General features: G+C 34.2%; 24 protein-coding genes and 2 pseudogenes. 10 read left to right on the plus strand and 16 right to left on the minus strand.

What is annotated here, in order from left to right; genetic code table 11:
* Positions 1-214, minus strand: a 214-nt coding sequence (locus tag CWS20_RS28505; protein WP_206605394.1) for a hypothetical protein, incomplete at its 3' end; no start/stop codon positions are given.
* A gap of 90 nt (positions 215-304) precedes the next feature.
* On the opposite strand from CWS20_RS28505, the gene CWS20_RS26000 reads away from it, so the two are divergent.
* Positions 305-529, plus strand: a complete 225-nt coding sequence (locus CWS20_RS26000; protein WP_217282695.1) for a hypothetical protein — start codon at positions 305-307, stop codon at positions 527-529.
* Between the two features lie 84 nt (positions 530-613).
* Here the strand turns inward: CWS20_RS26000 and sdaAA are convergent, their stop codons facing one another.
* The 7 genes from sdaAA to CWS20_RS26035 all read right to left on the minus strand — a co-directional run bounded on the left by sdaAA (position 614) and on the right by CWS20_RS26035 (position 6,180).
* Positions 614-1,492, minus strand: coding sequence for an L-serine ammonia-lyase, iron-sulfur-dependent, subunit alpha (gene sdaAA, locus CWS20_RS26005; protein ID WP_066201605.1), 879 nt, complete (start codon positions 1,490-1,492; stop codon positions 614-616).
* A gap of 31 nt (positions 1,493-1,523) precedes the next feature.
* Positions 1,524-2,186, minus strand: coding sequence for an L-serine ammonia-lyase, iron-sulfur-dependent subunit beta (sdaAB, locus tag CWS20_RS26010; RefSeq protein WP_066197854.1), 663 nt, complete (start codon positions 2,184-2,186; stop codon positions 1,524-1,526).
* 49 nt (positions 2,187-2,235) lie between these two features.
* Positions 2,236-2,913, minus strand: a complete 678-nt coding sequence (locus tag CWS20_RS26015; protein ID WP_241504268.1) for a helix-turn-helix transcriptional regulator — start codon at positions 2,911-2,913, stop codon at positions 2,236-2,238.
* A gap of 215 nt (positions 2,914-3,128) precedes the next feature.
* Positions 3,129-3,362 carry a group-specific protein gene (locus CWS20_RS26020; protein WP_066197849.1) on the minus strand — a complete coding sequence of 78 codons (234 nt, stop codon included), beginning with the start codon at positions 3,360-3,362 and terminating at the stop codon, positions 3,129-3,131.
* Between the two features lie 3 nt (positions 3,363-3,365).
* A complete protein-coding gene (gene ltaS, locus CWS20_RS26025) occupies positions 3,366-5,297 on the minus strand; it encodes a lipoteichoic acid synthase (protein WP_066197846.1) in 1,932 nt (643 codons plus the stop codon).
* A gap of 311 nt (positions 5,298-5,608) precedes the next feature.
* Complete coding sequence (locus CWS20_RS26030) at positions 5,609-5,827, minus strand: hypothetical protein (RefSeq protein WP_066197843.1); 219 nt, start codon at positions 5,825-5,827, stop codon at positions 5,609-5,611.
* 35 nt (positions 5,828-5,862) lie between these two features.
* Positions 5,863-6,180, minus strand: coding sequence for a DUF2642 domain-containing protein (locus CWS20_RS26035; protein ID WP_066197839.1), 318 nt, complete (start codon positions 6,178-6,180; stop codon positions 5,863-5,865).
* Positions 6,181-6,336: 156 nt separating this feature from the next.
* Here CWS20_RS26035 and CWS20_RS26040 point away from each other — a divergent pair, with 156 nt between their 5' ends.
* The 4 genes from CWS20_RS26040 to CWS20_RS26055 all read left to right on the plus strand — a co-directional run bounded on the left by CWS20_RS26040 (position 6,337) and on the right by CWS20_RS26055 (position 9,712).
* Positions 6,337-7,449, plus strand: a complete 1,113-nt coding sequence (locus tag CWS20_RS26040) for a glycosyltransferase (protein ID WP_066197837.1) — start codon at positions 6,337-6,339, stop codon at positions 7,447-7,449.
* A gap of 142 nt (positions 7,450-7,591) precedes the next feature.
* Complete coding sequence (locus CWS20_RS26045; RefSeq protein ID WP_066197826.1) at positions 7,592-8,032, plus strand: hypothetical protein; 441 nt, start codon at positions 7,592-7,594, stop codon at positions 8,030-8,032.
* Between the two features lie 273 nt (positions 8,033-8,305).
* The gene (locus CWS20_RS26050; RefSeq protein ID WP_066197823.1) at positions 8,306-8,491 is read left to right on the plus strand and encodes a hypothetical protein; all 186 of its coding nucleotides are present in this window, start codon (positions 8,306-8,308) and stop codon (positions 8,489-8,491) included.
* A gap of 198 nt (positions 8,492-8,689) precedes the next feature.
* The gene (locus CWS20_RS26055; protein WP_162299520.1) at positions 8,690-9,712 is read left to right on the plus strand and encodes a M42 family metallopeptidase; all 1,023 of its coding nucleotides are present in this window, start codon (positions 8,690-8,692) and stop codon (positions 9,710-9,712) included.
* A gap of 36 nt (positions 9,713-9,748) precedes the next feature.
* Here CWS20_RS26055 and CWS20_RS26060 read toward each other — a convergent pair whose 3' ends face one another.
* The 3 genes from CWS20_RS26060 to CWS20_RS26070 all read right to left on the minus strand — a co-directional run bounded on the left by CWS20_RS26060 (position 9,749) and on the right by CWS20_RS26070 (position 13,304).
* Positions 9,749-10,462, minus strand: coding sequence for a glycosyltransferase (locus tag CWS20_RS26060; RefSeq protein WP_101226452.1), 714 nt, complete (start codon positions 10,460-10,462; stop codon positions 9,749-9,751).
* 127 nt (positions 10,463-10,589) lie between these two features.
* Positions 10,590-11,372: a sulfotransferase domain-containing protein gene (locus tag CWS20_RS26065; RefSeq protein ID WP_066197816.1), complete on the minus strand. Its 783-nt coding sequence runs from the start codon at positions 11,370-11,372 to the stop codon at positions 10,590-10,592.
* 159 nt (positions 11,373-11,531) lie between these two features.
* Complete coding sequence (locus CWS20_RS26070; RefSeq protein ID WP_083957378.1) at positions 11,532-13,304, minus strand: glycosyltransferase; 1,773 nt, start codon at positions 13,302-13,304, stop codon at positions 11,532-11,534.
* 372 nt (positions 13,305-13,676) lie between these two features.
* On the opposite strand from CWS20_RS26070, the gene CWS20_RS26075 reads away from it, so the two are divergent.
* A complete protein-coding gene (locus CWS20_RS26075) occupies positions 13,677-14,507 on the plus strand; it encodes a glycosyltransferase family 2 protein (RefSeq protein WP_066197814.1) in 831 nt (276 codons plus the stop codon).
* Here the strand turns inward: CWS20_RS26075 and CWS20_RS26080 are convergent.
* Positions 14,484-15,185 (minus strand): annotated as a pseudogene (locus CWS20_RS26080) (Tn3 family transposase); the annotation flags it as partial. The gene CWS20_RS26075 and the pseudogene CWS20_RS26080 sit on opposite strands and share 24 nt — an antisense overlap.
* A gap of 129 nt (positions 15,186-15,314) precedes the next feature.
* On the opposite strand from CWS20_RS26080, the gene CWS20_RS26085 reads away from it, so the two are divergent.
* The 3 genes from CWS20_RS26085 to CWS20_RS26095 are packed head-to-tail and all read left to right on the plus strand — an operon-like array spanning position 15,315 to position 18,818.
* Positions 15,315-16,406: a phage lytic cycle repressor MrpR family protein gene (locus CWS20_RS26085; protein WP_022629640.1), complete on the plus strand. Its 1,092-nt coding sequence runs from the start codon at positions 15,315-15,317 to the stop codon at positions 16,404-16,406.
* Positions 16,406-18,442, plus strand: coding sequence for a tyrosine-type recombinase/integrase (locus CWS20_RS26090; RefSeq protein ID WP_022629639.1), 2,037 nt, complete (start codon positions 16,406-16,408; stop codon positions 18,440-18,442). The genes CWS20_RS26085 and CWS20_RS26090 overlap by 1 nt, the downstream gene beginning before the upstream one ends.
* Positions 18,435-18,818 (plus strand): DUF6262 family protein, encoded by a 384-nt coding sequence (locus CWS20_RS26095; protein ID WP_022629638.1) that lies wholly within the window; start codon positions 18,435-18,437, stop codon positions 18,816-18,818. Before CWS20_RS26090 ends, CWS20_RS26095 begins: the two co-directional genes overlap by 8 nt.
* A gap of 216 nt (positions 18,819-19,034) precedes the next feature.
* Here CWS20_RS26095 and CWS20_RS26100 read toward each other — a convergent pair whose 3' ends face one another.
* The 4 genes and pseudogenes from CWS20_RS26100 to CWS20_RS26120 all read right to left on the minus strand — a co-directional run.
* Entirely contained in the window at positions 19,035-20,153 is a 1,119-nt protein-coding gene (locus CWS20_RS26100; protein WP_066197808.1) for a Ger(x)C family spore germination protein, read from the minus strand.
* Between the two features lie 3 nt (positions 20,154-20,156).
* The gene (locus CWS20_RS26105; protein WP_022629636.1) at positions 20,157-21,614 is read right to left on the minus strand and encodes a spore germination protein; all 1,458 of its coding nucleotides are present in this window, start codon (positions 21,612-21,614) and stop codon (positions 20,157-20,159) included.
* Positions 21,595-22,686 carry an endospore germination permease gene (locus CWS20_RS26110; RefSeq protein ID WP_022629635.1) on the minus strand — a complete coding sequence of 364 codons (1,092 nt, stop codon included), beginning with the start codon at positions 22,684-22,686 and terminating at the stop codon, positions 21,595-21,597. The genes CWS20_RS26105 and CWS20_RS26110 overlap by 20 nt, the downstream gene beginning before the upstream one ends.
* A gap of 505 nt (positions 22,687-23,191) precedes the next feature.
* Positions 23,192-23,401: pseudogene (locus CWS20_RS26120) on the minus strand (glutamate synthase-related protein); the annotation flags it as partial.
* Here CWS20_RS26120 and CWS20_RS26125 point away from each other — a divergent pair.
* The gene (locus CWS20_RS26125; protein ID WP_022629633.1) at positions 23,384-23,968 is read left to right on the plus strand and encodes a hypothetical protein; all 585 of its coding nucleotides are present in this window, start codon (positions 23,384-23,386) and stop codon (positions 23,966-23,968) included. The pseudogene CWS20_RS26120 and the gene CWS20_RS26125 sit on opposite strands and share 18 nt — an antisense overlap.
* Positions 23,969-24,044 lie beyond the last annotated feature (76 nt).

Raw genomic sequence — 24,044 nt, forward strand, 5'->3', positions numbered from 1 at the left:
CTAGGACCATTTTTACGCTGTCTTTCTTGATTTTGGTTCCAGTTTGGTGAACTAGGACCATTTTTACGCTGTCTTTCTTGATTTTGGTTCCAGTTTGGTGAACTAGGACCATTTTTACGCTGTCTTTCTTAATTTTGGTTCCAGTTTGGAGAACTAGGACCATTTTTACGCTGTCTCTCTTGATTTTGGTTCCAGTTGGCAGAACTAGGACCATTTTGCCGGAGCCTCCCTTATTGACTGGATAGAATATACTGAATTTGGATAAATTAATATGTATCTTTATTCATATAGGAGGACGATAAATATGATTTCGTTGAAAAAAAATATGGAATTTAAGATCAAAGATGGATTTTCACCTAACATCTGCTTCTCAGAATCATTAAAAATAATAGATGTAACAGATGGAAGCATCATTATTCAAATGAACAAATCTAATAGACGCGGTGTATTTCCTTCTGATCATTTCTACTATTGGTTAAATAAAGGAGCATTGGTGGAAATTAAAGATCATCAAAAGAGAATTTCTTAATTTCGGTAACATGATGCATCAGAATACATTATAAAAGGGGTAGTGCAGCACGGTTATTTTTTGCTGTCAACTACCCCTTTTATGCTATTTAGATTGCTTGCCGAATATCTCTGCCTCAAGCCGTCTGCCGGTCGGTGTTGCTGCCAAGCCGCCTTCTGCGGTTTCTCTTAATGCTGAAGGCATTGTCTGTCCAATTCTATACATCGCATCGATTACTTCGTCACATGGAATGCGGCTTGTAATACCTGCCAATGCCATATCTGCAGCAGTCATTGCATTTGATGCCCCCATCGCATTACGCTTTACACAAGGTACTTCAACTAAACCGGCAACAGGGTCACATACAAGCCCAAGCATATTTTTAAGCGTAATCGCCATTGCATGTGCTGATTGTGATGGTGTGCCCCCTGCCATTTCCGTTATCGCTGCCGCTGCCATTCCGCTTGCTGAACCAACTTCAGCCTGGCAACCTCCGGCTGCACCTGAAATGGATGCGTTGTTGGCAACAACGAAACCAAACGCAGCTGAAGTAAATAGAAATTCTATCATTTCATCCCTAGTTGGATTCAATACCTCTTTTACTGCAAATAATGTTCCAGGCACAACACCTGCTGAACCGGCAGTAGGGGTTGCACAAATCGTCCCCATTGCTGCGTTTACTTCGTTCGTTGCAACCGCTTTACTTACAGCATCTAATAAAGTGTGTCCTGATAATGCTTTTCCTGATTTAATATATTTCTGTAGTAAAACAGCGTCTCCTCCAGTTAAGCCTGAAACAGAAGTAACACCGTTTAATCCCCGTTCAACTGCTTGTTCCATCACTGTCAGATTGCGGTCCATTTTCTCAATAATCGCTTCACGTGTTAAGCCTGTTACTTCAATTTCCTGTCTAATCATTATTTCAGCAATTTTTACATTTTCTTTTTCAGCTAATTCTACTAATTCTGCAACGTTTTTAAACATCATATCATGACCCCCTTAAGCTGTACTTTCATTAATCAACCATCTTGATGACTTGAGTCACATTTGTCAGTTCTGCAATATCGTCCATCAGTGATTGATCGATTTTCTGATCAACCTCAATAACCATTAATGCCATTTTCCCTTTTTCTTTACGAGAAACTTCCATATGACCAATATTAATTTCGTGTTGAGCTAATATTTTCGTTACATTTGAAATAACGCCAAATTGATCATTATGAACAACAAGAATCGCTGGGTGCTCGCCTGAAAGCTTTAATGCAAATGAGTTAAGTTCAATAATTTCAATCGTTCCGCCGCCAATAGATATACCGACAAGCTCCATCTCTTTTTCATCATCAAACAATTTAATCCGGACTGTATTTGGATGATCAGTCACTGCCTCTTCGACAGTAAATTGAACCTCCATACCCGCTTGTTCAGCAAGTGTTAAAGATGAAGGAATTCTTTCGTCAAAAGTATCAAAATCAAGAATTCCGCCAACTATTGCTACATCGGTGCCGTGGCCTTTATAAGTTTTTGCAAAAGAGCCATATAAATAAATTTCTGCTCTTTTAGGCTGATGTCCAAATAAAGTGCGTGCAACTCTCCCAATTCTAGCTGCTCCCGCTGTATGAGAGCTTGAAGGGCCAATCATAACCGGTCCAATAATATCAAATGCAGATCTATATTTCATATTAGCGTTCCCCTTTTTTCAGAATTTCTATATATTATTCTATTAATCTTTATTTACTTTGTTCAACTATTTCATGTGCTTGGTCATCATTCATTGTCTTTATTTTTTGCAAATAGTTGTAAATAGTGAATTTAGATACCCCGAGAACGGAAGCAACGTATTCAGTTGAACCTTTAATTAAAAATGTGCCTTTATCATCCAGCTGTCTGACGCAATCAACCTTCTCATCTAAAGTCATAAGAGCTGGCGCCTTTTTAAACTGCTGTAAAACTTGGTCAACCATTTCATGAATCACATCTTGAACCGAGGTAAAAAAGGTCTCCTCTTTTGAATCGGATTCATCAAAGCTTGTAAATGCTTCAATATCTCCACCGAACTGTATCATAAGGCTGATATCATAATTCATGCAAAGAGCGCCAATAACCTTGTTATCAGCATTTCGTAAAAATACAGTAGATGATTTTAATATCTTACCTTTTTTTGTTTGTGTTTTATAATTTGCAATATCTTTTATTTCACTTTTCCTTTTGGCCAATTCGTTTAAAACCAAATCTGTAATAGGAGCGCCTGGCGTTCGCTGGGTAACATTTCCTGCAATATGAATTAATGATTTTTTTAAATCAGAAAAATCATGCACAGCCACTTCACAATTTGGTCCAAACATTTTCACAAGCATATCAGCTGTTCTTATCGCCATGTCAAATACCGGCTGATCATTCTTTTTCACTTATTTCACTTCCTTTATGACAGTAAAAAGAAAGGTATCTCTTATATTGAAACCGTTTTCAAACTCATGGTAATGTAAATCTTAATCATCATAACATAAATCCTGCTATTATTAAAATAATATTTTAACAGCTACAAAAAAATTGCAATAAGATGATTTCTTCTGCCATTCAGTTCCACCAAAAAATCCGCAACATGAGAGTTGCGGATTTTTTGTTACACATTTTTCAGTACTAAATATAAGCGCTTATTTCGCTCTTCCTGATCATCTACATCAGCTAAATCATACTTTTTTAACAAATGAAACACATGATTTAAAATATCTTGTGTATGCTCTTCTTTAAAGAAAGCATCGAATAACGGAAGCATTTCTCCTGGAAGAAATGCTTTTTGCGCTTCAAACTTCTTCTGAACATCTTCATGACTATGATCAATTTTGCATTCGCTCATCATCTAATCTCCTTCTTCATCTGGATGAATATATTGATAATCTTCCCGATCAATCGGTGTAAATCCTTTCGGCTTGTAAAACCTTAATAAATCTTTTTGTAAAACTTCGTCGGATCGTTCAAGCTGCCCTCTTGCTTTTTCTGCAAACTCTTTAAAATCATCCGGCTCTTCGACTAATTCCCCAGATTCAGTATCATAAAACTTTTCATTAATCATTGTAACTTGCGGTGAAACAAAATCTCCATTTCTAAGGGGAATGATTTCTCTATGACCTTCAGACAGCAAGTCAGAACCAAAATCGATAAACTTGCTTGAGTCAATTCCCAATAAGTGAAGAACGGTTGACCGCACATCCACCTGTCCGCCCAGTTTACTTTCAGCATTCTCTGTTTCTAGTCCGGGCACATGGATAAAAACAGGAACTTTCTGTAATTGCAAAAATTCAAATGGCGTGATTTCTTTGCCGATTATCTCTGACATTGCTTCGTTATGATTATCCGAAATACCATGGTGGTCGCCATATAATACAAAGACCGTACGATTATACATATCTGTTTTTTTCATATCATGAAAGAATTGCTCCAATGCTTCATCCATATAATGTGCAGATTGGAAATATTGATTCACAATATTATTATTTGTCTCCGCCATTGGAAAATCGGTATCCCACTCATCCATTTTAAATGGGAAATGATTCGATAAAGTGATGAACTTTGCGTAAAACGGCTCTGGTAATTTTTTGATTAATGGTATGGACTCATCAAAAAATGGTTTATCTTTCAACCCATAGTTTTTAGTGTTTTCATCTGTCAAATGATAATACTCTGCATCAAAAAATTCATCATATCCCATAGAGCGGTACATTTCATTGCGATTCCAGAACGTTTTATAATTCCCATGAAAGGATGCAGAAGTGTAGCCATGGCTTTTTAATATTGCCGGCATGGCATGAAATGTATTTTGCGCTTTATTGACATAGACTGCCCCTTGTGCCATCGGGAAGAGTGCATTATCCATAATAAATTCTGCATCTGAAGTTTTTCCTTGACCCGTCTGGTTATAAATATGATCAAAATAAAAAGTATGATTGTCTCTTGTTAACGAATTAAGAAATGGCGTCACTTCCATCCCATTTAATTCATAATCAATAATGAAAGTTTGTAATGACTCCATTGAAATATAGATGACATTCATCCCTGCTGCCTTTCCGAAATATTGCATGTTTGGTGGAGTTGGATGACTTTTTATGTAATTTTCTATCTCAGTTATATCATTTGAATCCGCCATCGCTCTTTCACTTGAAGACTTCACATTTTGTATACCGTCATAGATTGTAAAATTATAAGTGCCTAAATACTTTACTAAATATGCACGATCAAAAGAACGGCTTAATAAGTCGGGGCGATCCTTCTCAGCAAGTGCTAAATTGAAGAAAAATACGATCAGACCTGTGGCAATGATTAGCGCTGCTTTTTTGCTTTCCGCCTTAACAGTAGGTATATAAATTCGCTTTAATATTAAACCAAGCAAAATAAGGCTATCAAGAAAATAAAAAATATCAAATGGAGACATTAATGATAAAGCACTATCACTAAGCTGTCCTGCATTTGTTTTTGTTTGCATAATCACTGGTATCGTAATAAAATCGCTGAAAAAACGGTAATAAACGACATTCGCATATAATAATATCGATAAGACGATATTCATGGTCATCAATACTGTCGTTTGTCCTTTTCCTTTAAAGAATAAGGCGATGCCAAAGAAAACTAATGTAGAACTTAGCGGATTAATGAATAATAAAAAATGCTGAATGCCGCTTTCAATACCTAAATTAAACTCGATTAAATAAGTAATATAGGTCTTCATCCAGAATAGAATGATTACAAATAAAAATAAATTCATATGATTTTTATGTAGTCGATTAAATAAGCTCATGAACAAACCTCGTTTCAAACAAGACAAAGTCTCTGTACGGTCATATTAAATTTTTGTTAAAAATTACGTTATATAATATATCATAGTAAATGAAATTTTTGTATTAATATTACCTTATAGATTTCCACCAAATTTCTACAATAAATAAATGGCTAATAAACTTATTTCACTAGTGAAAATAAGCATAGATTATGTTTTTCATCGTATATATGTAAGAGATGATTTGTATTGAAATGAAGAAAGCTTAATTGTAATCATATAACAAGAAACTCTCTCCTGCTTGTAAAGCAGGGAGAGTCATTTGATTTGTTTTAGCCTACTGGAATTGCAGGAACAACATAGCTAATAGCAGTAATTGGAACAATGATTCGCTCGGTCTGAGTTTCATAGCCAGGAACTAGTTCTGACATTCGAAGAACACCATTTTCTACCGCGATTAGAACTCCGTCATAATCATAGCCTTCTGTATAAACAGTAATCTCACGGCCTATTAAGCTAGCTAATTCTGCAGCAAATGTTGACTGGAACATATTTTCACTCCTTAATTTTGAATTATTTTCACTCCTTAATCTTGAGATGACAACCCTAACATATTATTAAACGGAACAAGGAAAATCGATGTTTCTGATGTCACAACCGCATAATCAGTATTAACAACAGATAAAATACCGATAACAGGACCAGCAGGTGTTGAAATGATTACTCTAGAACCAAGAAATTCTAATAATTCTTCTCCTATCCCTGAAGCAGGAGGTGTTGGTGGTGTTGGTGGTGTTGGTGGAATTGGGCATGTTATCCCTTTGAGGTTACTTACAAGATCATCAATAAAACTTAAATCCACCACTGCTGGAACAGATTTTAACCTAGATAAATCAATACGCATTGATCAGTACCCCTTTCTTTTATTATTCATTAACTATAATATGGTAGAAAGGTAATTAAGATTGGACGAGTCCCCTATGATTTTTGCCTTTTTATTGATTCCAACATCCTTTTAGGTCTTAAATAATTTTCTATTAAACTAATAAAGGTGATATTATTGAGTACTGTAAGAGTTTTGATGATTGTTGATCACATAGGTACTAATGGAACGATTACCCACATCCTCAGCATTGTAAGATCATTAAGGACGAAAGGGGTTTCAGCAGTCATAGCAGGAAAAATCGGCTCCATGCATGACCGGATACATGAAGAAAGGATTCCATACTATGAAATAGACTTCCCGGATTTGTTTACAAATGAAATTCAAAAGTTTCCTGGAATCATGGAAAGTTTGGAGCGAATCATTCAGAAAGAAAAAATTACTCTGATTCACGGCCACCAAGCATATTCCAGTTATTTAGTATCAAAATTTGCTCAATCCTATAATATTCCGTACATATACACTGTACATGGCTTATACAATACAAACGATGAATTAATGAAAATGATTAGTCAATCTGATGAAGTTATTGCAGTCAGTCCCTATGTTTATAGTCATTTAAATGATCTTAGTTCAAAAAAACCAATCTTTATCCCGAATGGAATCGATTTAAATGAGTTTAAACTAGTCAGCTCAAAAGAATTAAGAGAACAATTGAAAATTCCAATGGAAGCTATCACCATTTTTTACGCAAGTAGATTGGAGTGGAAAAAAGCGAAAATTTGTATGATGCTTCTTAAATCAGTTATGATGCTTAAAAGAAATGTTAACATGAATATTCACATTATTATTGCAGGCGAAGGTAAAAGAGAGAAACAAATAAAAGATATGGCAGTAATTATCAACAAAAAGCAGCCCGAAAACATCATTCATTTTGTAGGACAACAGACTTATCTGAATGAATATTTTTCACTCGCTGACTGTATTATAGGAACTGGTAGAACCGCGCTTGAAGGACTTGCATGTGATAAACAAGTGATTGCTGTCGGCAATAAAGGATATTTAGGTCTAGTCACAGAGGATAATTGGGAACAAGCACGTTATAGCCATTTTGGTGATCATACAGCTCCCAATCCTCTTACCGAGCCAATATTAATGGAAGATATAAAATCTCAAGCTGAATATCATGATTCAAACAAAAAAACCAAAAGCCTCCGCTCTCTAGTGTTAAAGGACTTTAATCTTGAACAAACAGTAAACTCATTGATTAAACTGTATAAAAAATATTGATTCATTAATTAATAAACGTAGCAATCAGTAAATTACCGTTCCCTCATATTGAATTATTAAAATATTCGCTATAAAATATAGATATGTTTGCTCAATCTTTTTTTAAAGGGCAAGAAAAGGATGTGACAATAATTAATCAAATATGGCTAAAAAGAAAAAGATTATCTTAATCATCATGTCCTGTTCTTCTGTTGTATTTACTGGAATATTAATATATCTCGCTTCCATTGAAGGGATTTCTAACACAATTTTGAAAGATGTCGTTTCAGGAATTTCAGATGAAGAAATAGAATTACTTACTAGTGATCCTAGTGTACAGAAATTGATGAATGAACATACAGAAGACTTAAGATCAATTAATTTGAAGGATTCAAATCTCCCTATTAAAACAAAAGAACAAGCAGTTAAAAAACTATCCAGTGATTTTTCTATGGAGGAAATCCGCGAAATATCATCAAAAATTAAAAATGGAATGTCGACTGATGAACAGTCTGAAATTTTTAATATGTTGACAGAGCGACTAACTGAAGAAGAGTTAACTGCTATTAAAGTAATTGCTGTTCAAGAAATGATGAAGCGCTAACCATTATCGATAAAGAGAAACTTCCATCAGCGGGATTTCCTTCATTCCTCACTGATGGTTATTGGTGCCTGCAGGATTCGGGTCACCAAGACGTTGTCACAGGACGTGTCGTATTTAGTCAGAGTTCAGCCTTTTAGGGTAGTTGCCCTTCAAGTCTTGAAATTCGGGTCTTACTTCCCGGTAATGCACGATAAAAAAATGAAATCAATTTAGGCAATCGGCTAAGCACAAGGTTATCCTCTTTCATACTTTATAGTGGAAGGAGGGATAATTATGTATCATCTTGCACTATTGTATTTGGCTGCTGTATTAGCAGGGTTTGCTTTAGCCAATCTTCCAACATCAGTACTCATCACACCTGGAATTGCTGAATTTTTCACAATTGTTGGCGGAATCGCAATCGTTATTTTTTCCTTGGCCCTTCTATTTCTTGGGGTAAAAGCTTTGCTAAAAAGTTAATTACAAATTACTTTAAACCGGTCAGAATTGACCGGTTATTTTTTTATGTTATAGCAGGTCAATTAAACTGCACTACTTAGACAGAAGCTTTTATTTTTTTCTTATGCTGAAGGAACCTAAAAGAGTATAATATATAGGAAGAAAAATTTATTTTTTGAAAGGAGATTAACTTTGGCTAATCCAAATACGAGCGAAACAATGAAATTATTAGAAGAACTTGTATCTATACCAAGTCCTTCAGGCAATACGAATGAAGTAATAACATACGTTGAGAACTTTTTTAAACAAATAAATGTTGATACAATGCGCAATAGAAAAGGTGGTTTAATTGCTACTATTGCTGGCGAGGATAATCAAAACCACCGGATGCTCACAGCTCATGTTGATACATTAGGTGCTATCGTTAAAGAAATAAAGCCGAGTGGCCGGCTTAAACTGGACTTGATTGGCGGATTCAGATATAACTCTATTGAAGGAGAGTACTGCCAAATTGAAACATCTGCTGGAATAATTTATACAGGAACAATTCTGATGCACCAAACTTCTGTTCATGTTTATAAGGATGCCGGTAAAGCTGAGCGCAATCAAGACAATATGGAAGTGCGAATAGATGAGTTAGTACATAATGCAGATGATGTAAGAGCTTTAGGCATTGAGGTTGGTGATTTCGTTTCGTTTGATCCGAGAGTACAGATTACACAATCAGGCTTTATTAAATCACGTCATTTAGATGATAAAGCTAGTGTTGCCATCCTGCTACAATTAATTAAGCAAGTGAAAAACGAAAGTATCGTACTTCCCTATACCACTCATTTCTTGATCTCAAATAACGAAGAAATTGGCTACGGCGGAAATTCAAATATTCCATCGGAAACAGTGGAATACTTGGCAGTTGACATGGGGGCTATGGGAGACGGCCAATCCACAGATGAATATACTGTTTCCATTTGTGTAAAGGACGCAAGCGGCCCTTATCATTATGAGCTAAGAAAGCGCCTTATACAGCTTGCCAAGGACAATGATATCGGTTACAAGCTTGATATTTATCCTTTTTATGGTTCTGATGCGTCTGCAGCTATACGTAGCGGTCATGATATCGTACATGGTTTGATTGGTCCAGGGATTGATTCCTCTCATGCATTTGAACGAACACATGAAAAATCGATTGAGAATACAGCAAAACTCCTTTATCATTACTTGCAATCTGAAATGGTATTATAGAAAAAAGAAGGTGAATACATATCATTCACCTTCTTTTTAACCACGTTGCTCTTTCATAATCATATTGTTCAAATTATTCTTGTATTTCCTTCTGAGAATTTTCAATTCTGCCATAATTTCTTTTTCATGTTTCTTCGACCCCATTCTTTCATGAACCCGATATTGAACAAGCGGTTCATTCAAGTAATAGAAATCATAAGTCTGGACAGCCCTTAACCAAAATTCATAATCATGGGTATACATAAGCTCCTCATCAAATAATCCTATTTGAGAGAAAACATCCATTTTCATCATGACGGAACAGCCGTTAATCGTACACCCTCTCATTAATCCTTTAAGAAACTCGTGTCGATTTTTATATGTTACATTAAAATAATTCCGAACAGTGTGTGAAAAATGATTGATGATCTCTGCAGGAGTATATGAAATCGTTGCGTTTGTTAGATTCATAAATTGAAGCTGCATTTCAATTTTATTCTCAACAAACCGATCATCAGAACTTAACCAGCAAAAATAATTACCTTTTGCCTGCTTTATTCCTAAATTTAATGCACTTGCCGTCCCTCCATTTTCTTTCTCAAAATAACGGATTCTACCTAAATATGGCTCGAGCAATTCTGTATATTGGTTGGATCCATCGTTGACGACAATGATTTCAATATCCTGATAGGTCTGGTTCAGCAAACTTTCCAAAGCTTGTTGGATATAAGGACAATTATAGAATGGAACGATGATCGATACATTTGGCAAACCGGTAGCTCCTTTCATGAACGAACATATTTCAATTTTTACTTAAGATGAGTTAAGATAAATTTAGTAACGGTGAATAAGCAATGTTCCATATTGCTCAATTGAATGACTTAATCATTTGCACACACTACCAATTATTGTTTTTTTCATACCCGTATTTTACTAATAATTCCCCTGCATTCTTTTTAAAAGCGGTTGTTAATTCCTCATCAAATTCTAGTTTCCAAGAACCAATCTTACCAGATCGAAAGGTATTAGATGTTCGTGGGTCATCATTACCAATCATTTTGTTTAACATTTGTTCCTGATTGAAAGGTGTTATTTCACCTTCGTACAAATAAGAGATCAGCCCTTTTAAGGTTTCAGCTCTTGATTCAACTGTTTGTGTTAATTGTTCAAAGGAGACATGGTACGTATTTTTATCGTCTAACCACCTATAAAAAGGGCTGATATAATTATTAAAATCCAGCCATTCATCATTTATTCCATTGATTAAAGTAAGATGGCGTTCTTTGAAAGTACTGAGATTCTTAAATAATTCATGAAAAGGATGTTCTTTCCAGTGGTTCGTAATAAAGTAGGACATTGATACGAGTACATCTCTCGGATCTCTATAGAGGAACACATGTTTCATTTTTAATGTATTGAGGATTTCAACATAATCTTGCGTAAACCATACATGTCCTAATCCAAACTCATTTATAGAAAGAGATTTCAGACGGTCATAATGATTCTCAAAATTATTTTTAGTTAAAAAATAGATATCGTCAATAAAAAACTTTTTTTTGTCATTAGAAATATCCATTGAAAGCTGAGGTATCCCCGTTAATAATTGATGTAAAAGATGGGTGCCGCTTTTAGGAACTGAATTCATTAAAAATGGTCGTAAACGAATGATCTCTTTATTCATTATAAAACCTTCTTTTTTAATTTTTTTAACACTTGTACTCAAATAGATGATTTCCGCATTTTTCAGTACTTCTTTTCGTCTGCCTAACTATGTCCTTTCGATTTGTCAGCTTTTAGTCATTTTTTATCATCGATTTCAATAGCGTCAAGGCGAAAAACATTATGAATGATTAGAAAGATAATTAACCATCTCTAAAAAGTTTTTTGCATAAGTGGCTGGTGAGAAATATTGTTTAATATGGTCGACACCATTTTGTCTAATGCTTTCCCTCAACGGAATATCAGCCATTAATTCATTGCCCTCTTCGACTGCTTGCTGGATATTACCCAACTCAAAAAATTTACCGGTTTTATTATGAATAATGAAACTGCTGACACCATCTGAATGAGTGGATAGGACTGGACACCGACAAATCATTGCCTCAAGGACCGCATATCCAAACCCTTCCACCTTAGAAGTTGAACATAGAAATCCACCAGAATCTCCTATCTTTGAAAAAAATTCTTCCATCTTTTTATGCGGCTGATTTGCATGTATTATAAGGTTGTTTCTAATATTTAATTTATCGATCATTTTTTCAAACTTTATTCTTTCAGATTCTGCTGCTAATGTATTATCTTCAAACATCCAAAGAATGATTGAATGATTCTTTTTTATTAGTTCACTACCAATAACAAGGAAATCCTGCCAATTTTTATTTTCCTCTAATCTCCCTACCCACCCAATGATCGGATTTTGATTATTCATTTGAAGATCTTTATAATTAAAATCCGTTGTATTAAAACAATTATGGAAGCTGAATTTTTCCTTATGAGGATAATTCCTTTCAAAGGCTTCTATTAGATGAGGTGTTTTCGGATATAATAAAGCGTCACAATATTCATTAAGATACGGAGGCGCGTGCTCTATCAAAAATTGTTCTGCATACTCTTTATTAAAGCCTAGACCTTGAATTTCATAAATAACTATCCCTTTATACCCAAAATCTCGTAACTTTTTTAGTAGAAGTAAATCAGAGCCAACTACAATTGCATCGTAGTTTCCCTTGTTTATAATCTCCTTAATCTCATGATCTTTATTTGTAATATAAATAGGAGCATCCATTTTATTTTGTAAGCCAGTTCCTTCTTGAGAGTATAAAAATTCACAATTGACTCCAACATTATTTAGTGCATAGTGTCGTTGTCTATTTAATGTTTCCACGCCTCCGCTCGGAACAAAAAATGTAAATAATACATTTTTATTTTCTGGACGTTTTGCTTCCTTCCAACGAACACCATTTATTGAACAATTGTTACCATTGCTTGTGATATCTTTGGATATTAATCCATTTCCTTCATCAAATCTCCAATTAGCTGAAAGATTCAATTCATTCCCAGTTAGTTCATGGTTCATATGCTGCTGAATTTCACTACTTGTTCTTGCCGTATTCCATATTCGAACTTCTCCTAAACCACCTACATAAAATCCATACGGGTCGACTCCACCAAAAACACCTGATGGAACTACGGTTTTCATCGAACTACAAACTCCAGACTTGACGAAATTTCCATTTACATATAATGTAGGCGTTTTATCCTTATAAACGATTGCAATATGTGTCCAAGTTTCTAACTTAGTTTCATATACTAATGTTGCTGGGAAATAGTTTTTCGTATGTTCATATACTGATATACCGTTTGTTCCTACGGAAACACCAACACCCGCTTGAAAAATATCGCCGTTCAAATACGCACCATAAACAGGTGCGATTGCATACCTTTTTCCAGTAATGCCTTTGATCCCCCGTCTCGATTCTTTATCTACTTCATGTGTTTTTTCCGGTTTTACCCAAAATTCGACAGTAAATGTGTTTTTTATATTAGTAAATAATTGTTTTTGTGCGACTATATAATCTTTACCGTTAAATTCTAGAAAAACATCACGTAACATATCTTTTACCACCTTCTAAATACAGATGTGTACATCATTCTCTTTCAATATATGTATATAATAAAATTAAGTTAAATATAAACACCTAGATATTAATAAAATTTGGTGGATAGCTGCTTTTTCAACATCATGCATGTGCTGAAATCCTTCTGATTACGCATAAAGTGAAACTTCTTTTAATAGAGCTTTCTTTCATCCTTCACTAATCGGGCTTTTACGGGCCGTTCCCAGCACCTGAGCTTCTTCGATTTCTCTAAACTTTGCGGTGGGGTCTTACTTCCGTTAATCTGCGATAAAAAATGGCTGTTAACCCATACTTTAAGCAGCTTTGGTGAATAGAATACACTATGTCAGTTATCATGGAGGAATAGAATGAATGATATAGGGATTGTCATGCCTGTTTATAATCAAGTACCAGAGTTTTTGAGAGATGCTATTCAATCCATTCTTCATCAAAGTTATATTCATTTTCACTTTGTTATTGTCATTGATGGTGCTTCTAATGACACGATTACAATTGTTGAGGATGAGACTAAAGATGACGCGAGAACTAAAATTATATATAAAAAGAAAAACGAAGGAGTAGCCAAAGCCTTGAACACGGGCTTTGAATATTTAATGGAACTTTCAGACATCAAATATTTCACTTGGGTGTCAAGCGATAACATCTACTATCAGGAATTTTTAGAAAAACTGAGAGATTCGCTTCATAATGGTCCACCTGAGCTGGGCCTCGTATATAGCAGCTTTCGCCATGTTGATGAAAATGGCCATTTAATGAAAGATCATCCAGACTTTGAGGCCTTCCATCAATTCCAAGAACAGCCTAAGGAATATCTAATCGATGCATGTTTTATCGGCGTTTCATTTATGTACAAAAAAATTTACGCACAAAAGATCGAAGGATATGTAATGGAGCCTGTAGAAGATTATGAATATTGGCTAAGATTAACCGAAGAGTGTGAGATAAAATATGTAAAAAATATTTTGATGGATTATAGAGTAGATTCTCCTAAGAGTATTTCTACACAACTTAGGAATTCTGTTGAAAAAAATCAGCGGTGGAGATATTTTTTTAATCTGGCAAGGCAACAAGCACGAAATAGGGGTAGCGTCAGGAAAATGCGGATTTACAACGCTAAGCACATTTTCGAGACGATTCCCCCATTTTTAACAACGTTAAGAAAATTTCAATGGTCTTAAAGAATCTAACGAGACCATTTTCTCGGAATTAAAATGGTATTCTCCTAGCAAATTAATATGTTCCCAACCTAGAGGCGACATATGGTGCAATAATTCTTCATTAAAACTACTAGCCTGTTTTTGATATTCAACTGCTTTTGTTAGGTGTAAGGTATTCCATATACTGATGGCATTAATGATTATGTTTAAGGCACTGGCCCTTTGCAATTGATGTTGTATAGTCCGTTCCCTAAGCTCACCTTGTTTTCCGAAGAAAATAGCTCTTGCTAATCCATTCATGGCTTCTCCTTTATTCAATCCTCTTTGTATTTTTCTTCTTAATGATTCATCCGATATATAATTCAAAATAAAGATCGTTTTTTCTATTCGGCCCATCTCACGTAAGGCCGAAGCCAAGCTGTTTTGTCTTGAATAGGAACCTAGTTTCCCCATAATAAGGGATGCTGAAACTGTTCCCTCTCTTATAGAATGAGCTAATCGCAAAACATCCTCATAATTTTCTTTAATGACCTTTGTATTTATTTGTCCACGTAAAATGGCTTCTAATTTTGGATATTCACTTGCTTTATCTATTGTAAATAATTTTGAGTCTGATAAATCTCTTATTCTAGGAGCAAATTTAAATCCTAATAAATGAGTCAGTCCGAATATTTGGTCTGTGTAACCGGCCTTAATTGTACTATCATTAGAAGTAGTTATTAACGTATCTTACGATAACAACTACTTCTTTTTTATTTCCTTATAGAATCATTATCTGTACTATGAAATTTATGTATATAAAGTATCCTAAGAAACCAGGGGGTGGTAATGTTGAAAGTACAAGAGGTTCTTATTCAAGAGAAGAAAAGATATCTGTTAATTGACAAGGATGGCTATCCTGTCATACCGGTTGCAAAGTATATAAAGTATTTAGATAACGTTGGAAAAGCTGAAAACACACTAAAATCATACTGTTACCATCTAAAGCTTTACTTTCAATTCCTAGAGGAGTGTGGATTAGAATATCAAGAAGTAAACCTTGATATTTTGGCTCAGTTCATCGGATGGCTGAGAATTCCTGATCAATCTACAAAAGTCATTTATTTTGAAGAAACCTTAGCAAAACGATCAGAAAAAACGGTCAATACCGTCATAACATGTGTCATGGGGTTCTATGACTATTTGACTCGTAATGAGGATTACGGAGGAAATGTAAATGATCAGTTAAAAAAACAAGCCCCAGGGCGTTTTAAGACTTTTAAACCTTTCCTCCACCACATTACAAAAGGGAATTCATACGATAAAAACATTTTAAAGATTAAGGAACCAAAGCGTTTAATCAAAACTTTGAGTAAAAATCAAATCCAAGTGATCCATGATGCTTGCAGCAATATACGGGATGAATTATTATTCCGTATATTATATGAAGGGGGATTACGTATTGGAGAGGCCCTTTCTCTGTGGGTAGAGGATTTTGATATAGGTAAAAATGCTATTACGGTGAGGAAATCCAAAACATCCGATGGGGAAAAACGAAAAATTTATGTATCTATTGAGACTATGAATCTCTTTCAAGATTATCTAATAGACTTTCATTCTTACGAAATTGATAGCAATTATGTTTTTATCACCTTAACTGGACCAAATCGTGGTAAGCCAATGACTGATGGTTCTGTACGTTCTTTAATTAAACGGATGAAGAAAAAAACAGGAATAGATTTTACCCCTCATATGCTTCGGCATACATATGCTACAGAGTTACATGAAGCAGGAGTAGATATTGCCATCATACAGAGGTTATTAGGGCATGCACACGTTCAAACAACCATACAGACTTATATCCATGCATCCGATGAAACCATACGTGGAAGCTGGGAACAAGCTCAATCAAATAAAAAAATGGGAAGAAGAGATAAATAATGATACAGAGTGCATTGGAAATTAAACCCCTTCCCCACCATCTGGAACAGATAAATGAACCATTACTTGGATATTGGGCAAATGATGTGTGGAATGTACAAGAATGTCCCTTCTTGGATAAACACTATGATTGGAATAGAAAATTGATTTTTGATAAGGTACAAAATCTTGGATTAAAAAATGAACTAAAATATTATTTTTATAAGGGGTTACAGGAGACAAGGATTTCGATTACCTATGCTTTTATGCATTATTCTCCATGTCTTAAAGTTTTTACAGAATTCATCTCTCGATATTATGCTAATTTAGATTCTATTATTGATATACCGAAAGAAAAGTTTCTAACAGAATATCGAACATTTCTTGTAGAGAATGGAAAATCAGTTGAAATTATACACCGGAAAAAGTCATCACCATGGATATCACCAACAGTTCAACCATCCTTGTATATTAGACTATTTCTTCAAGTTTATGAATTTTATTATCACCTTTATGATGAACGTGAAGAAACAGATAAGGATTGTTGGGATGTTCGAAAATTGAAGATTAATTATAACAATACAATCAGTAGATATTCATTAGACTTTTCGAAGGTTCCGCAACCTTATAGACAATTATTTAAAAAATATATAAAGACTCGCCTAGTTTTTCAGCAATCCATTAGCTTTTCTACAGCCGTATGTTATTTAAATAGACTTTCGTTTTTCTTCACCTTTTTGAAGGATAAACATCCTGAGTGGAAAGAATTAAACCAGCTATCCAGAATGGATATCGAGGAGTACATTGAATACTTGCGACATTCCACTATTAAAAAGGGAAAATATTTAATTAATCCAGATCACAATTATGTAAATCGTTTTTTAATAGACCTTAAAACGTTTATCTCATACATACAGAAATTCGAATGGGAAGAAGCTCCGACAAAGTCAGTAATTTCACTATTGTCAATTGAAGATATCCCTAAAAAGAAAAGAGCAAAAGCTGATGAAATTAAATATATTCCGGATGAAGTATGGGAACAGTTAGTTTACCATATTAACCAACTTTCCTCAGATCATATACCTATAATTCTTCTAATGGAAGCTACAGGTTTTCGAATAAGTGACGTTTTATCACTTAAAATTGACTGCTTAGTAAATCAAGAAGATGGTTGGTGGATTATCGGAGATCAAAGAAAAGTAAGTTATAAAAATCATAAAGTTCCTATTTCAGAAGAAATTGCTAATGTGGTCTTAGCGCAGCAAGAACTTACAAAAAAGAGATCAACTTCGGACACGAACCCTAAGAAATATTTGTTTCCAATACTAAAAGGGAAAAGGATGGGTAATCCCATATCACAGGATTCCATTAAGCTGAACCTTAATAAACTAGCTAATAGATGTAATATTAAGGACAAGGATGGAGAAATTTATTGGTTTAAAAATCATGCATTTCGACACCGTTACGGTGTTAATTTGATTAATAACGGAATGAATATCCTTCATGTTCAAAAACTGATGGCACATGCCAGTCCTGAAATGACATTAGTCTATGCCCAAATTCATGATAAAACACTACGTGATGAATGGGAAAAGGCTCGAGATAATGGTGCAGTAAGACTAGATACTCATGGAGAAGTTATTGTCGCTGATTTAGCTCAACAGGCTGAAGAAAATGGAGTTGAACTGGAGTGGATACGGCACAACATGGACTCCATTCGTTTAGATCATGGGTTTTGTGTAAAAAGCCCAAAACTTCATTGTGATTTTCTTGAACAGACATTGGAACCACCGTGTATTAAAAATAACTGCAGAAGTTTTCACGTTGACAAGACTTTTCTCGGCTATTATCAAGATCAAATATCTAAAATGGAAGCTGATATTGAAGTATACAAAAAATCCGGAAGGTTACGTTCTATTGAGTTAATCGAACCCAAATTAAAGAGATATAAAGAATTAGCAAGTGGTTTACTACATACTGGTGGTATCTTTGGTTTGGATAAAACTAGACGTGAGTATGTTGGAAATGAACGTGAAAAGGTGATGCAAAATGTCTAATGAAAGCCCAAATACCGAAGGTATTATAAAACATGCGAAGTTGAAAACGGAAAAGACCATTCAAAAAGTTGAAGAAACGATCAAAAAGATGATAAAAAAACAAATAAAAATCAATTTTAACTCTGTATCTGCAGAATCAGGGGTTTCAAAGGCATTTCTATACAGAAATACAGAGCTCCGAGATCGAATCGAAACACTTCGCAAACAACAAGAAGGTCTCTCCTCAATAAAACAAGTTAAAAGGAATATGAGTGACGCATCAAAAGATGTAATTATTGCTTCCTTACGGAAGCGAGTCAAGGATTTAGAAAATGAAAATAAAGAAATTAAAGAACAATTGAAAATTCAATTTGGGAAGATTTATGAGGGAATTTAAGTTCCTACGATTTTCCCTTCCCTGATTGATTTTTTTGTGTAATATGACAATGCCATTTAAAAGATAAGTTGTATTCCGCAATCTGGCCAGATTGTTGAAGATCGAATAATGGATAAAGACCATTAATGTCGTATTAGAAATAAATAAAAAGTATGACTATTAATTTTGTTAAGTGAGCAAAGCAATTGCATCTTCCATGTTTCAAATATTGTCCTTTTAATGTTTATAGTTTATATTTTGTTCAATGTGTATCTTTACTTCAATATGTTCTATAGATTCTTTATCAATCGAATTAATTGCACTTACATCCCACTTTTTCAGATGATATCGATATGTTTTTTCACTTATATTTAACAAATCTGCATTTATTTCTTCACTTTTCTCCATCGTCTTTAATATTTCCCTTTTAATTTTCTTTTCTAATACTTTTTTAATTTTATCTATACTAATATCTTCCTCATTTTGAATCAATACTGCATTGGCTTTTACAATTAAGTGATAGGAAGGTTTATAACCATTTACTACTTCAATTGTTTTTTTAGGTTTCTGTATGATTACACTTACTTTTTCTTCAAAGAGGGAGAGAGGGATATTAGTAGCTTTTTTAGAAAACCATTTTAAGCCAACTAGGTCTTTTTTATTTACCCATCCTTTATATTGTTTCTGTGAAATGACAAATCCTCCGGTAACAACAGCAATATTTTTCTTTTCTTCATCCTCTGAGTAATGAGTTTTATTCATTTCTAATGAAGGTATGATCTGTGTACCAACTGGCTGGGAATAGGTCGAGATAAATTTATTATACTTTTCAATGGGAATAAAAAAGTTGTTTTCAGTTAGGGTTTTGGGATTATGGATGATTGTATATATAGATGGGAAATTAAAAAAGCTCTCACTTGTTAAAATTTGTTTAATATCCTGTTCCGTACCAAAAAGCCATATATTGTATCTAAGTAAAGAATTTTGTCCAATAAATTCGATGACGGACTTCATTTGCTCCTTTATAAGATTTTCACTTAAAAGAATGGATTCAACATGCCCGTAATAGAGAGGTAATGCCGACTTTTGTTCTAATTTGCTTAAAGCGGCCTGTATTGTTTTTCCTTTAGCTTCTCCAATTAAGATGGGGGAGGCTTGCTGTAGAGAAGAAGCGCCTTCTTGCTTCGCGATATTGGCAAAATTCAAGGCTTGAATATAGGCGATAAATTCTCCTTCAGCGTAATCTAGTCCTAAAGCTGTAATATAAGTTTGACTTTGTATTTCTTTTGCACCCCAGCACCCAGTCAGGAAAAAAATCTGACTGCTTATCATGATGATCAATAAAATCTTTTTCATATATTACTCCTTTTGACTATCGCTATCAATAGGTTGGTATGCTTGATTTCGCTTCTTCATAAATCGATAAGGCAACTTCAACATATTTTTAATGATATCTGCTCCATGGGGTTTGGATAAATACGACATATACGGCTGACCAAAGCTTTCTAATGAAACCACGTTTGTTAGAATGAGAAAAAAAGAAATAAAGAAGCCATATAATCCAAATAGACCTGAAAAGGCTAAAACTAGAAATCGCAGAATCACGAGATTGCCTGCCAGGGTTTGATTACTTAGGATATAACCTGATATCACTGTAACAGCAACAATGACCAAACAGGATGGAGATGTTAACCCTGCACGAATCGCAGCATCACCAATAAATAATCCGCCTAAAACAGCAACAGTTTGTCCAACAGCCTTAGGTAGGCGTACCCCGGCTTCTTTAAATAATTCAAATAAAACAAGCATAATAAAAACTTCCATAGGCGCAGATATAGGCAAGCCAATTCTAGAGGCAGATATTGTTGCGATAAGTGAATAAGGAATTTGATCAAGTTGAAAGGTTATTAACGAAATATAAAAACCAGGTAAGAAAATCGTCGTAGATATAGCCAAAAACCGCAGAACACGGACCATACTAACGTAAAAAAAACTATCATGAGCGTCTTCTGGTGAATATAATAGTTGATTTAAATTTGCGGGTCCTATTAGGCAAGTCGGATTTCCATCTACTATGATCACAAATCTTCCTTGTGTTAAGGATTGAACAGCAAAGTCTGGTCTGCCTGAATTCTCCATCAAAGGGAATAGTGAAAAGGTTTTGTCATATAGGAATTCCTCAATTTCGTAACTGCTAGCGACACTATCTACCTTTATGGAATCTAATCGCTTTTTGACATCTTCAAGAATAGAAGGATTCATAATATCATTTATATAAAGTAATAAGATTTTCGTTCTGCTTCTTTCACCAATTGTATAATCAATGCTTTTTAATGATGATGTTTTTAATCTCTGACGAATTAATGCCATATTATCCGATATATTTTCTACTAATCCATCCCTTGGCCCTCTAATTGAGGATTCCATGTTAGATTCTTCAGGACCTCGTTTTGGAAGATTTGATACGGGTAGAAAGTAAAGATCGTTTAAATGATGATTAAATATGATTAATTCACCTGAAAATAGTTTTTCCTCTGTCTCTGTTTTAACGGTATGTATATCTTTAAGCTTATTGGCCTCCAGAACATTATTTAATAATTCAAAATTTAAGTGACCGTTCTTTTCTATAACTTCATTAATAGTTGGAAAAATAACCTCATTTATAAATTTCATATCTACTAATTGAGGACAATACAAAAAATCCAAAGTATGATCTTGATAGTCCCTCGTTTTTATCACGGTATCAGAAGAACCTTCAAACCAAATTTTCAATTGTTCTATGCTGACGACTTTTTTATTAGGTTGAACTTTCTTCATGTTGATCTCCTTTTAAATGAATGATTAGTAAAAAAATCAGTAGCGTGCAAATTTGAAAAATAAGGCTAAAAGGGAAAAAATAATTTTGTAAAAAGTAAAAAAATGAGGTAGCATTCCAAGGAATGGAGGCACCAATGATTAATAGTAAATAAAGGATAGGAAGACCCCATTTTTTCCTTTTGTTTGATAAAAATAGTTTGTCTGCAATAAATAATGATAAGCTTATCCGAACAAATGCTCCAGAGAGCCATTGAAAGATTGAAAGAAAATCAAGTCGAGTAATATGCTCGCTAATTTCTAAAAGCTTCCACTGCTCATAAGCTGGATTCTTCAATTTTGTTGCTTCTTCTGGACCAAATTGTGAAATGGCTCCCACAAGTGGACCTAAGATTAAAAACACAAGGATGATCCCAACCAATATAAGCCATTTAATCTTTAATCTGTCTTTAATAAAAGACGTTAAAAACAAAAGAAAGATCATTTCAAACAAACCAGCACAGCTATACACTAAACCATGAAGAAAATCTATGTATCCATTCTCAAATATCGGAAATAACAGTTCATAATTCTTATTTTTCGAATTTCCGAAACCTACTAAAAATCCGAAAAATGACACTAATGGAAACACTAGAAAAGCAATCGTACTTATCGTTCGTATTCCTTTCACAGACGCATACAAGCAAATGAGTCCGAATAACAATACACTGACAAAATTAGGGACCTCAAAAGTATAATTAGCATTTGCCCAAAAAAAAGTATACTTAAGAGTAATAAAGGCAGAAATTAGAAAATAGGCTCCGAATACTATTGAAAATATTATAAAAACCCCGGATTGAGATAATTTTCGTTTAAGTAAAGAGAGAATATCATCATGAGTATTTAATTTTTTATAAATATGAAAAACAAGCAGAATCCAGAGGATAAATGGTATCGTACTGAAAATGACACTTAACCAGGCATCCCTGTTAGCGGTTGATAATATAGCTGGGATAATTAGAACATGTACCATGAATCCTGTAGACATAATAAATAAGATATAAATATGAACAGCTTGAATCATCTTTTGATTCATGGAAAACCCCCTTAAAATCAGCTAATTATAATTACTTGCATAGTTTAGCCTTGAAGCTGAAAAAAATTCACGAGAGTGTATAAAAAATTGTTTAAATTGTTAAAGTCAACAACAAAACGAACAGGATAATTTACAAAGCTTTAAAAATGACTTAATAATTTTGTTTCAGTTGACAATGGAATAAAAAACTTTCATTAGTAGCACATTATTAATAAAATTTTAAAAGCAAAAGTTTACAACGAAAGGATTTGAAAGATTGGATTTGATTAAAAAAAGATTAACTTCTGCAGAAATAACAAATTTATGGATCTATTATATTCAGGAAACTATGGCAATTCCAATCATTAAAATGCAGATTAAAGAAATTTAACTTGGAAATTTCCGAGGATAAAACCAAAATTATTTCTTTCGGACGTTTTGCGGAGAATTATGCAAAACAAAATCTCTTTTCGGAAATTACGAAGGGCTTTGTTTAACACCATTTCAGCAAATTCAAAACCTGAACTGAATTAATCGCAGTTCCTGTCTTTTTTGCTGCTTCCGCCAAAGAAAGCCTTGCTTGTTCACTAAGTGCAATCCCATATGCCATTCCACTGATCAAAAGTGGAATTTTTATTTTCATTGTTTTTTTTGCCTTTGGACCAATGGTAACGGCAACATCTACTACTTCTTCACCATCAATTGGAAATGGTGACGTTTGTGCGGGGAAGCTAGTGAAATCTTAACAGACAAAGACATTGATAGAGAAGAAGCAATAAGATTAGCTGAACAAGTCAAAAGGGATATGGAAGCTAACCCAGACAAAGTAATGTACGCTTCTCCAGTAGAAGAACCTATTATAAGCGATGAGAGATTTATTGAACTATTAAGTAAAGAAGGCGACTTAACAGAAGAAGAATCTAAACAACTTTCCAAAAGAGTTGAGCGCGATCAAAAAAACAATCCAGATAAGGTTTTCAATGCTTCTCCAGTTAAGGAAGATGATTTCTCCATCCAAAATGTTGGTTTTGAATTTGATTTCCTCGGTCCCTCTCTTCCTGGTAGGAATCATATAAGCGCTACGACTAGCACTTTAAAAGTTAGAATACAAACAACCATAAATTTGCCAGTAACTTTCAACCTATATAGAGTAAGCGACGGTGCCTTCATGGGTAGTAGGACATACCCTAAGCTAGCAACTACAGAGGCTACTTTTGGTGTGCAGATTTTATCAAGTTACAGATTTATATTAACAGGTAAAGATGGATCTTGGAAACGAGGGGTAGGTTTTATGTACCACTAAAACCATAAAGAAAAGTTATTATAATCCAACCGGGGTGATATATCATCCCGGTTTTTTTGTGGTTTAGATATCCCTC

The sequence above is a fragment of the Cytobacillus horneckiae genome, assembly GCF_002835735.1.
In the GTDB taxonomy this organism is placed as follows: Bacteria; Bacillota; Bacilli; order Bacillales; family Cytobacillaceae; genus Cytobacillus; species Cytobacillus horneckiae.

Excerpts from the sequence above, each read along its gene's own strand:
- CWS20_RS26000 (WP_217282695.1), top strand. The coding sequence starts at position 305 with ATGATTTCGTTGAAAAAAAATATGGAATTTAAGATCAAAGATGGATTT.
- sdaAA (WP_066201605.1), bottom strand. The coding sequence starts at position 1,492 with ATGTTTAAAAACGTTGCAGAATTAGTAGAATTAGCTGAAAAAGAAAAT.
- sdaAB (WP_066197854.1), bottom strand. The coding sequence starts at position 2,186 with ATGAAATATAGATCTGCATTTGATATTATTGGACCGGTTATGATTGGC.
- CWS20_RS26020 (WP_066197849.1), bottom strand. The coding sequence starts at position 3,362 with ATGAGCGAATGCAAAATTGATCATAGTCATGAAGATGTTCAGAAGAAG.
- ltaS (WP_066197846.1), bottom strand. The coding sequence starts at position 5,297 with ATGAGCTTATTTAATCGACTACATAAAAATCATATGAATTTATTTTTA.
- CWS20_RS26030 (WP_066197843.1), bottom strand. The coding sequence starts at position 5,827 with ATGTTCCAGTCAACATTTGCTGCAGAATTAGCTAGCTTAATAGGCCGT.
- CWS20_RS26035 (WP_066197839.1), bottom strand. The coding sequence starts at position 6,180 with ATGCGTATTGATTTATCTAGGTTAAAATCTGTTCCAGCAGTGGTGGAT.
- CWS20_RS26045 (WP_066197826.1), top strand. The coding sequence starts at position 7,592 with ATGGCTAAAAAGAAAAAGATTATCTTAATCATCATGTCCTGTTCTTCT.
- CWS20_RS26050 (WP_066197823.1), top strand. The coding sequence starts at position 8,306 with ATGTATCATCTTGCACTATTGTATTTGGCTGCTGTATTAGCAGGGTTT.
- CWS20_RS26055 (WP_162299520.1), top strand. The coding sequence starts at position 8,690 with ATGAAATTATTAGAAGAACTTGTATCTATACCAAGTCCTTCAGGCAAT.
- CWS20_RS26065 (WP_066197816.1), bottom strand. The coding sequence starts at position 11,372 with ATGAATAAAGAGATCATTCGTTTACGACCATTTTTAATGAATTCAGTT.
- CWS20_RS26070 (WP_083957378.1), bottom strand. The coding sequence starts at position 13,304 with ATGTTACGTGATGTTTTTCTAGAATTTAACGGTAAAGATTATATAGTC.
- CWS20_RS26075 (WP_066197814.1), top strand. The coding sequence starts at position 13,677 with ATGAATGATATAGGGATTGTCATGCCTGTTTATAATCAAGTACCAGAG.
- CWS20_RS26085 (WP_022629640.1), top strand. The coding sequence starts at position 15,315 with ATGTTGAAAGTACAAGAGGTTCTTATTCAAGAGAAGAAAAGATATCTG.
- CWS20_RS26090 (WP_022629639.1), top strand. The coding sequence starts at position 16,406 with ATGATACAGAGTGCATTGGAAATTAAACCCCTTCCCCACCATCTGGAA.
- CWS20_RS26095 (WP_022629638.1), top strand. The coding sequence starts at position 18,435 with ATGTCTAATGAAAGCCCAAATACCGAAGGTATTATAAAACATGCGAAG.
- CWS20_RS26100 (WP_066197808.1), bottom strand. The coding sequence starts at position 20,153 with ATGAAAAAGATTTTATTGATCATCATGATAAGCAGTCAGATTTTTTTC.
- CWS20_RS26105 (WP_022629636.1), bottom strand. The coding sequence starts at position 21,614 with ATGAAGAAAGTTCAACCTAATAAAAAAGTCGTCAGCATAGAACAATTG.
- CWS20_RS26110 (WP_022629635.1), bottom strand. The coding sequence starts at position 22,686 with ATGAATCAAAAGATGATTCAAGCTGTTCATATTTATATCTTATTTATT.